At 72.5% G+C, this 14233-nt stretch carries 15 protein-coding genes; 12 read left to right on the plus strand and 3 right to left on the minus strand.

What is annotated here, in order from left to right; translation table 11 throughout:
• Positions 1 to 24 precede the first annotated feature (24 nt).
• The 12 genes from SHK17_RS02425 to SHK17_RS02480 all read left to right on the plus strand — a co-directional run bounded on the left by SHK17_RS02425 (position 25) and on the right by SHK17_RS02480 (position 11282).
• Positions 25 to 1122, plus strand: a complete 1098-nt coding sequence (locus SHK17_RS02425; RefSeq protein ID WP_322920968.1) for a sulfotransferase family protein — start codon at positions 25 to 27, stop codon at positions 1120 to 1122.
• Entirely contained in the window at positions 1119 to 2069 is a 951-nt protein-coding gene (locus SHK17_RS02430) for a glycosyltransferase (RefSeq protein ID WP_322920969.1), read from the plus strand. Before SHK17_RS02425 ends, SHK17_RS02430 begins: the two co-directional genes overlap by 4 nt.
• Before the next feature lie 189 nt (positions 2070 to 2258).
• Positions 2259 to 3200, plus strand: a complete 942-nt coding sequence (locus tag SHK17_RS02435) for a MetQ/NlpA family ABC transporter substrate-binding protein (protein WP_322920970.1) — start codon at positions 2259 to 2261, stop codon at positions 3198 to 3200.
• Between the two features lie 41 nt (positions 3201 to 3241).
• Positions 3242 to 4270: a methionine ABC transporter ATP-binding protein gene (locus SHK17_RS02440; protein ID WP_322425093.1), complete on the plus strand. Its 1029-nt coding sequence runs from the start codon at positions 3242 to 3244 to the stop codon at positions 4268 to 4270.
• Positions 4267 to 4944: a methionine ABC transporter permease gene (locus SHK17_RS02445; RefSeq protein WP_322920971.1), complete on the plus strand. Its 678-nt coding sequence runs from the start codon at positions 4267 to 4269 to the stop codon at positions 4942 to 4944. Before SHK17_RS02440 ends, SHK17_RS02445 begins: the two co-directional genes overlap by 4 nt.
• A 157-nt stretch (positions 4945 to 5101) precedes the next feature.
• Positions 5102 to 6001, plus strand: coding sequence for a Rossmann-like and DUF2520 domain-containing protein (locus SHK17_RS02450; protein WP_322920972.1), 900 nt, complete (start codon positions 5102 to 5104; stop codon positions 5999 to 6001).
• A complete protein-coding gene (panC, locus tag SHK17_RS02455) occupies positions 5998 to 6936 on the plus strand; it encodes a pantoate--beta-alanine ligase (RefSeq protein ID WP_322920973.1) in 939 nt (312 codons plus the stop codon). Before SHK17_RS02450 ends, panC begins: the two co-directional genes overlap by 4 nt.
• Positions 6936 to 7364: an aspartate 1-decarboxylase gene (gene panD / locus SHK17_RS02460; RefSeq protein ID WP_322920974.1), complete on the plus strand. Its 429-nt coding sequence runs from the start codon at positions 6936 to 6938 to the stop codon at positions 7362 to 7364. The genes panC and panD overlap by 1 nt, the downstream gene beginning before the upstream one ends.
• 9 nt (positions 7365 to 7373) lie before the next feature.
• On the plus strand, positions 7374 to 9104 hold the full coding sequence (locus tag SHK17_RS02465; protein WP_322920975.1) for an L-aspartate oxidase: 1731 nt from the start codon (positions 7374 to 7376) through the stop codon (positions 9102 to 9104).
• Positions 9105 to 9165: 61 nt separating this feature from the next.
• Positions 9166 to 10086, plus strand: a complete 921-nt coding sequence (nadC, locus tag SHK17_RS02470; RefSeq protein ID WP_322920976.1) for a carboxylating nicotinate-nucleotide diphosphorylase — start codon at positions 9166 to 9168, stop codon at positions 10084 to 10086.
• Positions 10083 to 10853: a type III pantothenate kinase gene (locus tag SHK17_RS02475; protein WP_172269416.1), complete on the plus strand. Its 771-nt coding sequence runs from the start codon at positions 10083 to 10085 to the stop codon at positions 10851 to 10853. Before nadC ends, SHK17_RS02475 begins: the two co-directional genes overlap by 4 nt.
• A 96-nt stretch (positions 10854 to 10949) precedes the next feature.
• Complete coding sequence (locus SHK17_RS02480) at positions 10950 to 11282, plus strand: histone-like nucleoid-structuring protein Lsr2 (RefSeq protein WP_172269418.1); 333 nt, start codon at positions 10950 to 10952, stop codon at positions 11280 to 11282.
• 45 nt (positions 11283 to 11327) lie between these two features.
• Here the strand turns inward: SHK17_RS02480 and SHK17_RS02485 are convergent, their stop codons facing one another.
• The 3 genes from SHK17_RS02485 to SHK17_RS02495 are packed head-to-tail and all read right to left on the minus strand — an operon-like array spanning position 11328 to position 14114.
• Positions 11328 to 12122 (minus strand): ABC transporter ATP-binding protein, encoded by a 795-nt coding sequence (locus SHK17_RS02485; RefSeq protein WP_322920977.1) that lies wholly within the window; start codon positions 12120 to 12122, stop codon positions 11328 to 11330.
• Positions 12119 to 13189 carry a taurine ABC transporter substrate-binding protein gene (locus SHK17_RS02490; protein WP_172269422.1) on the minus strand — a complete coding sequence of 357 codons (1071 nt, stop codon included), beginning with the start codon at positions 13187 to 13189 and terminating at the stop codon, positions 12119 to 12121. The genes SHK17_RS02485 and SHK17_RS02490 overlap by 4 nt, the downstream gene beginning before the upstream one ends.
• 43 nt (positions 13190 to 13232) lie before the next feature.
• Positions 13233 to 14114, minus strand: a complete 882-nt coding sequence (locus tag SHK17_RS02495) for an ABC transporter permease (protein ID WP_322920978.1) — start codon at positions 14112 to 14114, stop codon at positions 13233 to 13235.
• Positions 14115 to 14233 lie beyond the last annotated feature (119 nt).

The raw sequence follows: 14233 nt of genomic DNA on the forward strand, positions 1-14233 counted from the left end.
GGGCCCGCCGGTAGGCTGCCCGCCGTGACCGAGCAGCCCAGAGCGATCGACGAGATGAACCCCGACGGAGTGCCGCGGAAGGTCCTCTTCGTCGCCGGCGCCGGGCGCAGCGGCACCAGCACGCTCGCCGGCATCGTCTCCCGCCTCGGCATGCACGTCCCGCTGCCGGAGGTGCCGCCGGACGACTCCAACCCCCGCGGGTTCAGCGAGCCGCAGTGGGTCGTCGACGTCCACGACCAGTGGCTCGCCGAGGCCCTCGTGCAGGTCAGCGACTCGCGGCCCACGGCGTGGTTCGACACCGGCCGCATCTGCAGCCGCGAGCCCGCCCGGATCCGGGTCAGCGAGTGGCTCGAGCCGCACTTCGCCGAGCACCCCGAGCTCGTCGTCAAGGACCCCCGGCTGAGCTGGTTCCTCGGCCTGTGGCGCGTCGCCGCGATCCGTACGGGCGCGACGCCGGTCTTCGCCACCATGCTCCGCCCGCCGGCCGAGGTAGTCGGCTCCAAGCAGAAGTACTACGCCAACAAGCTCGGCTCCGCGCACCTCGCGGCCAGCTGGGTCAACATGCTGCTCCACACCGAGCGGGCGACGCGGCCCGCCGAGGGCGACGGGGGGCGCGTGTTCGTCCGCTACGAGGACCTGCTCACCGACTGGGTGCGCACCAGCACGGCCCTGGGCCACGCGCTGGGGCTGCAGACGATCATCCACACGCGCAGCGACCAGATCCGCGAGGTGCACCGCTTCATCGACCCGCACCTGCGCCGCGTCACCGCCACGCTCGACGACCTCGCCCTGCCCCGGCGCCTCCACGAGCTGACCGGCCAGACGTGGGAGGAGCTCAACAAGCTCGCCGACGAGGGCGGCGACACCGCTCAGGCGCGCGCCACCTTCGACCAGCTCCGCGAGGAGTACGTCGACCTCTACGAGGAGGCCGCCGCGATCAGTCGCTCGAGCTCGGTCCACGCCCGCCTGCAGGGTCGCCGGCAGGCGCTCGCCGAGTCCGCCGCCGAGGCGCCGTCGCGGTCGCTGGCCGACCGCGTGCCCCACGACGTACGCGCCGCGATCCCGCCGTCGGTGCGTCGCGGGGTCCGCAAGGCGCTCGGGCGCGAGCGGGACGACCGGTGACGGTCCCCATCGGCTCCGGTCACGGCCTGACCAACATCGAGGGGCACGCCGACTTCGACATCGTCTGGCCGTGGAACGAGCCCGGCGGGCTCCGCCGCGGGGCGACCGCGGTGCTGCGCGTGAAGAACGAGGCGCCGGGCCTGCGCTTCGTGCTGCCGCCGCTGCTGCGCGCCTGTGACCACGTCCTGCTCGTCGACAACGGTTCCGACGACGGCACGGGCGAGGAGGCCCTGCGGGTCGCGGCCGAGCACGGCCTCTCCGACCGGTTCACGCTGAAGGAGTACCCCTTCCAGGTGGCCCGCGCGGGTGCCGAGCACCTCGCGGTCAACGAGCGCTCGGTGCACTCCCTCGCCTACTTCTACAACTGGTGCTTCTCCCACGTCCGCACCCGCTACTCCTGGAAGTGGGACGGAGACATGGTCCTGACGACCGAGGGCGAGGTCTCGATGGCCGACCTGTCCTGGCAGGTCGGGGTGGCCGAGGCCGTCATCCGCTTCCCGCGCCACGGGCTCTACATCGAGTCCGAGAGCCGGGCCTTCCTCGACCTCGGGCTGCGCAACATCGAGGAGTGGGGCTTCCCGATGAGCCCCGACTACGTCTACACCAAGGCTCCCGAGTGGGAGATCCGCACGACCCCGGAGCGGATCGAGATGTTCGCGCTGCCGCAGGGCCTGTGCGTCGAGCTCAAGTGGCTCGACGGCGACGAGTTCGCCCACTGGACCAACCCCGAGTCGTTCGCGACCTCGATCCGCAACCGCCGCAAGCGTCGCGAGTGGCTGGTCTGGAACGCGCTGCACTCCGGCGAGGTGCCCGAGGGCGTCGTCGAGATCGTCGCGCCCGAGGGCGTGCACGTGGTCGACCACGTCACCCACGCCTGGCTGCCGCGTGCCCCGCGGCCGTTCGTCGTCGACGACCCGGACCACGCGAGGCTGCACCTGCGCGCCTGAGGCACCGCCCGTTGCCGGGCGACTCCCCTTCCGTGACCCGGTTCACAGGCTGATCGGGCATACGGGTCCGCTGCGCGACGGTTCCACCGGTCTATGGTCCTCATGGCCTTGGTCGAGTGTGCGTAGTGACTTAGTTGAGTTACGGCGCGCGGACCGGGCCCACCGCCGCGTACGTCGAAAGGCTCCACCATGTCCTCCGAGCTCCCCCAGATCGCGCCGCCCTCCTCGCGGCGCACGCCCCTCATCATCGGCATCGCCGTGCTGGTGGTCCTCGCCGTCGTCGCCGGCGTCCTGTGGTCGCGCGGCGGTGACGAGGCAGGCGCCGCCGGCGGCGAGGAGAACGCGAAGGTGGTGCTGGGCACCGTCGGGGCGAGCGACCCCTACTGGGAGGTGCTCGTGGACGCCGCCGCGGAGGAGGGCATCGACCTCGAGGTCAAGGACTTCGCCGACTACACCCAGCCCAACCCCGCGCTGAGCGAGGGCGAGCTGGACGTCAACCAGTTCCAGCACCTCGTCTACCTCGCGGAGTACAACGTCGCCAACGGCGACGACCTCGTCCCACTCGGCTCGACCGCGATCTACCCGCTCGGCCTCTACTCCACCAAGGTCGACTCCGTCGAGGAGATCCAGGACGGCGACACCGTGGTCGTGCCCGACGACGACAGCAACCAGGCCCGCGCGCTGCTCATCCTCCAGTCGGCCGGCCTGATCACCCTCGAGGACGGCGGCAGCATCTACTCCACGCTCGCCGACATCGACGAGAGCGCGTCCCGGGTCGAGGTCAAGGCCATCAAGGCCGACCTCACGCCGACCTCGCTGCCCGACGTCGCCGCGGCGATCGTCAACAACGACTTCGTGGAGAAGGCCGGCCTGGAGTTCGAGGACGCCCTGGCCACCGACGACGCCGATGACCCCAAGGCGCTGCCGTACGTCAACGTGTTCGCGGTCCGCGCCGAGGACCGGGACGACCCCACGCTGGCCAAGCTCGTCGCGGTCTACCAGGAGACGCAGGCCGTGCTCGACGGGGTCCAGGACGTCTCCGGCGGCACCGCCGAGCTCGTCCAGGTCCCCCAGGACGAGCTCCAGGCGGCGCTCGACGAGGTCGTGGCCGACACCGAGGCCCGCCAGTAGTCCGCGGCGCCCCGCACGCCGTACGAGGAGGAGGAGCCCCGATGCCGCTCGTGGAGATGACCGACGTCCACAAGACCTTCCCCGCCGCTCGCGGCGGGGCCGCGGTCGAGGCGATCCGCGGCGTCGACCTGAGCGTCGAGGCCGGCGAGATCGTCGGCATCGTGGGCTACTCCGGCGCCGGGAAGTCCACCCTCGTGCGGCTGATCAACGCGCTCGAGACCACGACCTCAGGCAGCGTCCGCGTCGGGGGCCGCGAGGTCACCGCCCTCGGCGAGCGCGAGCTCCGCGAGGTCCGGCTGGGCATCGGGATGATCTTCCAGCAGTTCAACCTGTTCCGCTCGCGCACCGTGTGGGGCAACATCGCCTACCCACTGCAGGTGGCCGGCGTGCCGGGCGCCGAGCAGAACAAGCGGATCTCGGACCTGCTGCACTTCGTGGGCCTCGCCGACAAGGCGCACAGCCACGTCGACGAGCTCTCCGGGGGCCAGAAGCAGCGGGTCGGCATCGCCCGCGCGCTGGCCACGAACCCGAGCCTGCTGCTCGCGGACGAGGCGACCAGCGCCCTCGACCCCGAGACCACCCAGGAGGTGCTGGCCCTCCTGCGCCGGGTCAACCGCGAGCTCGGCATCACCATCGTGGTGATCACCCACGAGATGGACGTCGTGCGCAGCCTGGCCCACCGCGTCGTCGTGATGGAGGCCGGGCGCATCGTCGAGGAGGGGCCGGTGGTGCGGGTGCTGTCCGACCCCCAGCAGCCGGTCACGCGACGCTTCGTCGCGACCATCGTCGACGACGAGCCCGACGCCGAGGCGCTCGCCGCACTGCACGCCCGTCACGCCGGACGCTTCGTGAAGCTCGCCTTCCGCGGCGACGAGGTCCGCCAGAGCGACGTGTTCGCGGAGCTGCTGCGCCACGGCGTGCGCTTCGAGCTCGTCTACGGCGGGATCGAGGAGGTCCAGGGCGAGACGTTCGGCAACCTGACGCTGGCGCTCGAGGGCGACCCCGCTGCCGTCGATGCCGCGGTGGGCGCCGTCCGCGACCTCGTCCCGACCACGGAGCTGGCCCGATGACCGCCCTCGCGATCGACACCAACATCGGCGAGCTCTGGCCGCTCGTGTGGCAGGCGACCTACGAGACGCTCTACATCGTCGCGCTCACCCTCGGGCTGGGCGGCCTGCTCGGCCTGCTGCTCGGCCTGGCGCTGTACGTCACCCGCCGCGGCGGGCTCTACGCCAGCCGCCCCGCCAACGTCGTGCTCAACGTGCTGGTCAACTTCTTCCGGCCGATCCCGTTCGTCATCTTCATCGCCGCGGTGCAGCCGCTGGCGCGGGTGGTCGTCGGCACCGGCATCGGCAACCCGGCGATCATCTTCGCGCTGACGCTCGCGGCCACCTTCGGCATCAGCCGCATCGTCGAGCAGAACCTCGTCACGGTCGACCCCGGCGTCATCGAGGCGGCCCGGTCGGTCGGCGCGAGCCGCGCCCGGATCATCCGCACGGTCGTGCTGCCCGAGGCGCTGGGCCCGCTGGTGCTGGGCTACACCTTCGTCTTCGTGGCGATCGTCGACATGACCGCCGTCGCCGGCGTGGTCGGCGGCGGCGGGCTGGGCAACTTCGCCCTGCAGTACGGATTCCGTCAGTTCGACGCCGTTGTGACGTGGACGGCGGTGCTCATCATCGTCGCGCTCGTCCAGGTCGTGCAGCTGGCGGGCAACGTCCTGGCCCGCCGCGTGCTGCGGCGCTGATCCCGCACGTCTGCTCCGCTCACCGGCTGTCGTGGCCCGGTCGGTCACGTGGCGTGCGTCACGCCCGCTGGCGTTCCACCACGGAATCCGCAGGCGTAGGCTCGAGGTTGATCGCAGTAGATCGGTACCCGCGAGGGACTGAAACGAAGAGGTCGACATGACGAAGCACCGCATCGGCGTGATCGGAGCAGGGCGGGTGGGCGCCGTACTGGCAGCCGCGTTCCGCGCCGCGGGCCACGAGGTCGTCGCCGCCGCCGGCGAGTCCGACGCCTCCCGTCGCCGCATCGCCGAGCTGCTGCCGGGCGTCCGCACCGCCAAGCCGACGGACGTCGCCCGTGCGAGCGACCTGCTCCTCCTGACGGTCCCCGACGACATGCTGTCCAACGTCGTCACCATGCTCGTGGCCAGCGGTGCCGTGCGGGAGGGCCAGCTCGTCGTGCACACCAGCGGACGGCACGGCCTCGCCGTCCTCGAGCCCGCCCGCGCGGCGGGCGCGACCACCATCGCGATGCACCCCGCCATGACGTTCACCGGCACCGAGGTCGACCTGCCGCGACTGTCGGGCTGCGTCTTCGGCGTGACCGCCGACGACGCCGACCGCGCCCTCACCGAGGCTCTCGTCGCCGACCTCGGCGGCCGCCCGATGTGGGTGCCGGAGTCGCGCCGCACGCTCTACCACGCAGGCCTCGCCCACGGCGCCAACCACCTCGTCACCCTCGTGGCCGAGGCGATGGAGATCCTCTCCGCCGCCGGTGCGGAGGACCCCGCCGCCACGCTGCGGCCGCTGCTGACCGCCGCTCTCGACAACGCGCTCGAGGACGGCGACGCCGCCCTCACCGGCCCGATCGTCCGGGGCGACGTGGAGACCGTGCGCGCCCACCTCGCCGACCTCGTCGCGACGGCGCCGCAGACGCTGCCGTCCTACGTCGCGATGGCCCGCGCGACGCTCGACCGGGCCGTCACCGACGGCCGGCTGCTGCCCATCCGGGCCGCGAAGATGCTCCGGGTCCTGCAGGCCGCCGAGGCCGGCACCCGCGCGGGCGCCGAGCACCGATGACCGCAGCCCCCGTCCTCGCGTCCACCCGCGAGGAGCTCTCAGCCCTGCTCGACGGCGCCCGCAGGTCCGGCGGACGCGTCGCGTTCGTGCCGACGATGGGTGCCCTCCACGAGGGCCACGCCAGCCTGATGCGTGCCGCGCGCGCAGCGACGGACGGTCCGCTCGTCGTGAGCATCTTCGTCAACCCGATGCAGTTCGCCCCGACGGAGGACCTCGACCGCTACCCCCGCACGCTCGACGCGGACCTCGAGGTCTGCGCGGCCGAGGGCGTCGACGTGGTCTTCGCGCCGGGCGTCGAGGAGATGTACCCCGGCGGGTTCAGCCACGACTCCGTCCGCGACGGCGTCACCGTCGCGCCGGGGTCGGTCGCCACGATCCTCGACGGCGCCTCCCGGCCGGGTCACTTCGACGGCGTCCTGACCGTCGTCGCCAAGCTCTTCGGCCTGGTCCGCCCCGACGTCGCGGTCTTCGGTCAGAAGGACTACCAGCAGCTCGTCCTGATCCGGCGGATGGTCCGCGACCTGTGCCTGGGCATCGACGTCGTCGGAGCGGAGACGGTGCGGGAGCCCGACGGACTGGCCCTCTCGAGCCGCAACCGCTACCTCGACGCCGACCAACGGCGGACCGCGCTGGCCCTGAGCCGGGCGCTGCGGGCCGCGCAGGAGCGGGCGGCGTACGGCGTGCCCGCGGCGCGCTGGGCCGCGATGGCGGTGCTCAAGGCCGAGCCGGGGCTGCAGCTCGACTACCTCGCCCTCACCGGGCCCGACCTCGGCGAGCCGCCGGAGACCGGCGAGGGCCGGGTCCTGGTGGCGGCGCGGGTCGGCACCACCCGGCTGATCGACAACGTGCCGGTCGTCTTCGACCGCGCCACCCCTGACCTCATGACGGCGGGGACCGCGCCTGCGGCCTCGACCACCAGTGAAAGGAGCAGCTGATGCTGCGCACCATGATGACCTCGAAGATCCACCGGGCGACAGTGACGCAGGCCGACCTGCACTACGTCGGGTCGGTGACGGTCGACGAGGACCTGCTCGACGCCGCCGACCTGCTGCCCGGTGAGCTGGTCCACATCGTCGACGTCACCAACGGCGCCCGGCTCGAGACCTACACGATCGCCGGCGAGCGCGGCTCGGGCGTCATCGGCATCAACGGCGCCGCGGCCCGGCTCGTGCACCCCGGCGACACGGTCATCCTCATCGGCTACGGCCAGATGGAGACCGCCGACGCCAAGGAGCACCAGCCGCACGTGGTGTTCGTCGACGGGGACAACAAGGTCCTGGCGACCGGCTACGACCCGGCCGAGACCTTCGGCGACGCAACGCTGAGCCGCGGCGACCTGCTGGCGCCCCGGCCCACTCGCTAGCCTGCACGGATGACTGCTCACCGGCCGGTCCCGGGCCGCCTCCGCGCGCCCGCCCCCGGCTGGACCATCCGCGCCGACGTCGTGGTGGTGGGGTCCGGGATCGCCGGCCTCACCGCCGCGCTGCGCGTGCACGCGGCCGATCCGTCGCTGCGGCTGCTCGTCGTCACCAAGGACGTCCTCGCCGCCGGGTCGACCCAGTGGGCGCAGGGCGGCATCGCCGCGGCGCTCGGCCCCGAGGACACCCCGGAGCAGCACGAGCGCGACACGCTCGTCGCCGGCGCGGGGGCGTGCGACCCCGAGGCCGTCCGGGTCCTGGTGACCGAGGGCCCCGCGGCGGTGCACGAGCTGATCGCGCTCGGCACCCGCTTCGACCACCACCCCGACGGCGAGCTGTCGCTGACCCGCGAGGGCGGCCACCACCGTGACCGGATCGCCCACGCTGGCGGGGACGCGACCGGTGCGGAGATCCAGCGGGCGCTGATCGCCGCCGTCGAGCGCGCGCCCGAGATCGAGGTCGTGCAGCACGCGCTGGCCGTCGACCTGCTCCTCGCCGCCGACGGCGGTGTCGCCGGGCTGACGCTCCACGTGCTCGGCGAGGGCCAGCGCGACGGCGTGGGCGCCGTGCACTGCCGCGCCGTGGTGCTCGCCTCGGGCGGGCTGGGCCAGGTGTTCAGCCAGTCCACCAACCCCAGCGTCTCGACCGGTGACGGGATGGCGCTCGCCCTGCGCGCGGGCGCGCGGGTCCGCGACCTCGAGTTCGTGCAGTTCCACCCGACCGTCATGTGGCTGGGACCCGACTCGCAGGGCCAGCAGCCGCTGATCTCCGAGGCCGTCCGCGGCGAGGGTGCCTTCCTGGTCGACGCCGAGGGCCGGCGCTTCATGCAGGGGCAGCACGAGCTCGCCGACCTCGCGCCCCGCGACGTGGTGGCCAAGGCCATCACCCGCCGGATGATCGAGACCGGGCAGCCCCACGTGTGGCTCGACGCCCGCCACCTCGGGCTGCCCGCGAGCGCAGCGAGCCACCCCGGTGATCGAGCAGGCGGTGAGGAACGAGCCGCCGTATCGAGGTTCTGGGCCCGCCGGTTCCCCACCATCCTCCGCGTCTGCCGCGAGCACGGGGTCGACCCGGTCACGCAGCTCATCCCCGTCGCACCGGCCCAGCACTACGCCTCCGGCGGCGTCGCCACCGACCTGTGGGGACGTACGACCGTGCCCGGGCTCTACGCGACCGGCGAGGTCGCCTGCTCCGGCGTCCACGGCGCCAACCGGCTGGCGTCCAACTCGCTCCTCGAGGGGCTGGTCTTCTCCCGCCGGATCGCCGACGTCCTTCCGGCCGAGCTCCGCGGCTGGGCCGAGCCCGCCGAGGACGACCGGCGCGAGGGGCTGGTCTCGGGGGAGCGGCGCCGAGTGATGCAGGACCTGATGACCCACCGGGTGGGTGTCCTCCGGCACGCCGACGGCCTCTCCGACGCCCTCGACGTCCTCGGCACGCTCGACCCGGGCGACGCCGTCGTCGACCCCGCGGCCTGGGAGACGACCAACCTGCTGACCATCAGCACCGCGCTGGCCGCGGCGGCTGCGCTGCGCACGGAGACCCGCGGCTCGCACTGGCGCGAGGACCACCCCGAGCGCGACGACACGAGGGCCGGCCACGTCGACTCCTGGCTCGACGCGGACGGCACGGTGCGGGTGGAGTGGACCTACGCCCCCTCCACCGACCCCACGGAGGTCGTCGCATGACCACCCCACGACGTTCTTCTCCTCCGCTCCGCTCCTCCGAACAACGCCGCAGGGACCCCGCATGACGAGACCCAGCGACGTGCCGCAGGAGCTGCGCGACGAGCTCACCGCCACCGGGCTCGACCTCGACCACGTGTGGGACGTGCTCCGGCGGGCGCTGTCCGAGGACCTCCCCGACCACCGCGCGGACGACCCGACCAGCTCCTCGACCATCCCGCCCGACGCCCGCGGCGAGGCCGTCTTCGCCGCCCGGGAGCCGGGGGTCGTGGCCGGCCTCGGCGTCGCCGCCGTCGCCTTCGTCATGGTCGGCGCGGACGCGACGATCAGCGACCGCCTGCCCGACGGCACCCGCGTCGAGCGCGGCGACGTCGTGATGCGGGTCGCCGGGCTCACCCAGCGCCTGCTGGTCGCCGAGCGCACCGCCCTCAACCTCGCCTGCCACCTCTCCGGCATCGCCAGTGCCACGGCGCGCTGGGTGGAGGCGCTCGACGGCTCGCCGACGCGGGTGCTCGACACCCGCAAGACGCTGCCCGGCCTGCGCGCCCTGCAGAAGTACGCCGTGCGCTGCGGCGGCGGCGTCAACCACCGCACCAGCCTGCAGGACATGGCGATGGTCAAGGACAACCACGTCATCGCGGCCGGTGGTGCGCTCCCCGCGCTCGAGGCCATCCGGGGGCGGCACCCGGGGCTGCCGGTCGAGGTCGAGGTCACGACGCTCGACCAGCTCGAGGAGCTGCTCGCGCTGCCCGGGCCGCCGGAGCGGATCCTGCTCGACAACATGTCGGACGAGCTGATGACAGAGGCGGTCCGTCGTACGGCCGGGCGGGTGCCGCTCGAGGCCAGCGGCGGGATCACCCTCGAGCGCGCCGGCCGGATCGGCGCCACCGGGGTCGACTTCGTGTCCGTCGGTGCCCTGACGCACTCGGTCGTCGTGTTCGACATCGGGATGGACCTGGTCGACGGGCCGGGGACGAGCGCATGACACTGCTCGCCGCCGACATCCGCAACACCCACACGTTCGTCGGGCTGCTCGACGGCGACGAGGTCACCGCCCACTGGCGCGTGGCCACCGACGAGCGGCGCACCGCCGACGAGTGGTCGATGCTGCTCACGGGGTTGCTCGGCGAGCGTGCCGACGAGGTGGAGGGCATCGCCGTCTGCGCGACCGTGCCGGCCGTCCTGCACGAGTGGCGCGAGATGCTCGAACGCCATTTCGGTGACGTCACCGCCATCGTCGTCGAGCCGGGGGTCCGCACCGGCATCCCGGTCCTCATGGACAACCCCCGCGAGGTCGGTGCCGACCGGATCGTCAATTCCCTGGCCGCCGCAGCACTTCACGGGGGACCCGCGATCGTCGTCGACCTCGGCACCGCCACGACGTTCGACGTCGTCAATGCCAAGGGCCAGTACGTCGGCGGCGCCATCTGCCCCGGCATCGAGATCTCGCTCGAGGCGCTCGGGCGCCGTGGCGCGCAGCTGCGCACGGTCGAGCTGGCCCGTCCGCGCTCGGTGATCGCCAAGAACACCGTGGAGGCGTTGCAGAGCGGGATGGTGTTCGGCGTCGCCGCCCAGGTCGAGGGGCTCGTCGCGCGGATGATCGCCGAGCTCGGCGAGCCCGCCGAGAATGTCAGCGTGATTTCGACCGGGCATTTGGCGCCGTTGCTCACCGACGATTGTGGGTGTTTCACGATTCATTCACCGTGGCTCACCCTGCAGGGATTGCGACTGGTCTTCGAACGCAATTCCTGAATTGCGTCGTCAAGAATTCCCTGACTCCTTTTGTGCAATTCCTGAGTTGCTGCCACACTGCTTTCGCCCTGTCGCAGGAAAGCAAAGGAATCCGCAATGGCACAAAAGGTCAACATCGTCCTGGTCGACGACCTCGACGGCACCGAGGCCACCGAGACCGTCACCTTCGGCCTCGACGGGACGACCTACGAGATCGACCTCAACGACGCCAACGCCGCTGCCCTGCGCGAGGCGCTGAGCGGCTACGTCGGTCACGCCCGCAAGGTCGCCGGCGGGTCCCGCCGCACCCGCCGGTCCACCAACGGCGCGTCCTCCTCGGGCTCCAACACCAAGGACGTCCGTGAGTGGGCCAAGGAGCAGGGGATGGAGGTCTCCGAGCGCGGCCGCATCTCCGCCGACGTGCAGCAGGCCTACGACGCCGCCCACTGACCGCCGCCGCGCGCGAGGCGGCTCACCGGTCCCGGTGGGCTGCCCTCACGCGACGTCGGCGTAGATGGCGCGACGCACGTCCGCCGTCAGGTCGGTGTACTCCGGGAGCGAGCGGATCTCCTCCACCGGCACGCTCTCCCCGTCGCGGCCGAACCGGGCCGGGGCGTCGAAGACGATCCGCCCCGGTCGGGGGCTCATCACGAGGACCCGGGACCCCAGGTAGACCGCCTCGTCCACGCTGTGGGTGATGAACAGGACGGTCTTGCCGGTGTCGCGCCAGATCTGGAGGAGCTCCCCCTGGAGGCGCTCGCGGGTCAGCGCGTCGAGGGCGCCGAACGGCTCGTCCATCAGCACGATGTCGGGGTCGCCGGCGAGCACGCGCGCGATCTGGCAGCGTTGCTGCATGCCGCCGGAGAGCTCGTACGGGCGGTGGTCGGCGAAGGCGTCGAGCCCCACCATCTCCAGGTAGCGGTCGGCGCGAGCGCGTCGCTCGGCCGCCGGCACCCGCTGGAAGCGGGGGCCCACCTCGACGTTGCGGCGCACGCTCAGCCACGGGAAGAGGGTCGGCTGCTGGAAGACGACACCGCGGTCGTGCCCCGGGCCCCGGACGGGCTCGCCCGAGACCGTCACCGAGCCGCTGCTCGGCTCGGTGAAGCCGGCGAGGATCCGCAGCAGGGTCGTCTTGCCGCACCCGGAGGGTCCCGCGAGGGTGACGAACTCGCCGGGAGCGATGTCGAGGGTGGTGGCCGCCAGGGCGGGGATCGACTCCCCGCCGACGTCGAAGCTCTTCGCGACCCCGTCGAGCACGATGGCGCGGCCGTGCCCCGTACGGGCGGTCACGGCGTCACCGACGCGGCGGGGCCGGCATCGACGTGCGAGGCGTAGTCCTGCGTGCTCCCCACCGCCTCGATGCCACCCTGCTCCAGCAGGAAGGACGCCGTGGTGTGCAGGTCCTCGGCCAGCTTGCCGCCGAGGTAGTCCGGTCCGGCCTGGGTCGCGGCGTCGAGGAAGGTGAGTCCCTCGAACTGGGGGAGGACGTCCTCGGGGTCGATGCCGAGCACGACGGCGACCGACTCGGCCGCGGTCTCCGGGTCGTCCTGGATCATCGTGACGGCGTGGTCCTGTGCCTTCGCCCACTGCTCCATGAACGCGGCGTTGTCCGCGGCGAACGCGGCGTCGACGGTGCCCACGTCGAAGGTGGGTCGGCCCGCCTCGGCGGTGTCGGCGCTGGACAGGATGCGGGTGCCGCCGTCCTCGATCAGCTGGCTCTGCGTGGGGTCCCAGACCCAGGCGGCGTCGATCTGGTCGCCCTGCCAGGCGCCGGCCATCTTCTCCGGGTCGAGGTTGATCACCTTGACGTCCTTGTCGGGGTCGAGGCCCTCCTCGATCAGGGCCTGCAGGAGCGAGTAGTGCGCGGTGCTGCTGAACGGCACCGCGATGGTGCCGCCTCGCAGGCCCGTCAGGTCCGTGACGGCGGGGTCCTTGACGACGAGGGACTCGGCGTCGCCGATCACGTCGTGGATCCAGACCACGTCGATGTCGACGTCGGCGTTGGTCGGCGCGGACGAGGCGATGGTCGCCGGCGAGGATCCCATCAGGCCGAGGTCGACCTCACCGGCGCCGTAGTAGCCCACGACGTCGCCGCCCGAGGCCGCCTGGACCCAGGTGATGGTGGCGTTGGGCATGCAGGCCTCGAGCAGGCCGAGGTCCTTGACCACGACGTCGCCGTTGGGGATCGCCTGCCAGGCGATCCTCGCCGTCGTCTCGACCGACTCGTCGGGCGTCCACGGGCACGCGGAGTCCTCGGGGGCGGTGGTGCTCGAGCGGCCGGCCTCGACGCAGCCGGTGAGGCCGAGGGCGAGGGCGGCTGCGGTGGCGGCCGTGGCGAGGGTGCGGAAGGGGTGCATCAGTGCTCCTGGTTGTCAGCGGGGTGAGGGGTGGGTAGGTGGATCAGGCCTTGCCGCGCCACGGCACGAGGGCCCGTTCGAGCGACTTGAGGCCCAGGTCGAGCACGATGGCGGCGAGGCCGATCACGAAGATGCAGGCGACGACGAGGTCGCTGCGCAGCTGCTCGCCGGCGAGGTAGGCCAGGCCGCCGATCCCGGGGATGCCGTTGGCGATCTCGGCGGCCACGACGGTGGTCCACGCGAACCCGGTCGCCACCCGGATGCCGGTCAGGACGTCGGGCAGCGTGGACGGCAGCACGACGGCCCACACGGTCTGGGCACGACGGGCGCCCAGGCTGAGCGCGGCGTTGACCTGGTCCTCGCGCACGCCGCGGACGCTGGCCATCGTCGCCATCGTGATCGGCGGGAACGCGGCGAGGAACAGCAGCCACACCTTGGAGGTGTCGCCGATCCCGAACCACACGATGAGCAGGCCGATGTAGGCGAGGGGCGGGAGCGAGCGCAGGAAGTTGAGGTAGGGCTCCAGCAGGGTGCCGAGGAACGTCGTGCCCATCACCAGGCCGAGCGGCACGCCGACCAGGATGCCCCCGCCGACGCCGGCGGCGATGCGCTGGAGGCTCGCGACCAGGTGCTCCCACAGGTAGTAGTTCTGCTCGCCCCGCACGATGCGGTCCGATCCCGCGCTCACCGGGTGGTCGGAGTTGGCGCGGACGAAGGCGTCCCACACGTCGCCGGGCGAGGGCAGGAACAGGGGCCGGACCAGGCCGGCCCGGGTGACCACCCACCACGTCGCCAGCAGCACGACGAAGGTGGTGACGTGCAGCGCCGTACGACGTGCGCGTGTGCGTCGCGCGCCACGGCGGCGGGTGTCGGCGACGTCGCGGTCACGCGGTGTCGCGCGCTGCAGGGTCGGGGTGAGGCTCATCGGACGTCCTTCGGGTGGTGGAGCAACAGCCCGAGAGCATAACCATACTGACTTACTACACTTTAGGTGCCCACCCCTCGGCCCCGTTCGCTGTGAGCGGACGCTCTGGTGACTGGGGT

The sequence above is a fragment of the Nocardioides renjunii genome (assembly GCF_034661175.1).
Taxonomy (GTDB): Bacteria; Actinomycetota; Actinomycetes; order Propionibacteriales; family Nocardioidaceae; genus Nocardioides; species Nocardioides renjunii.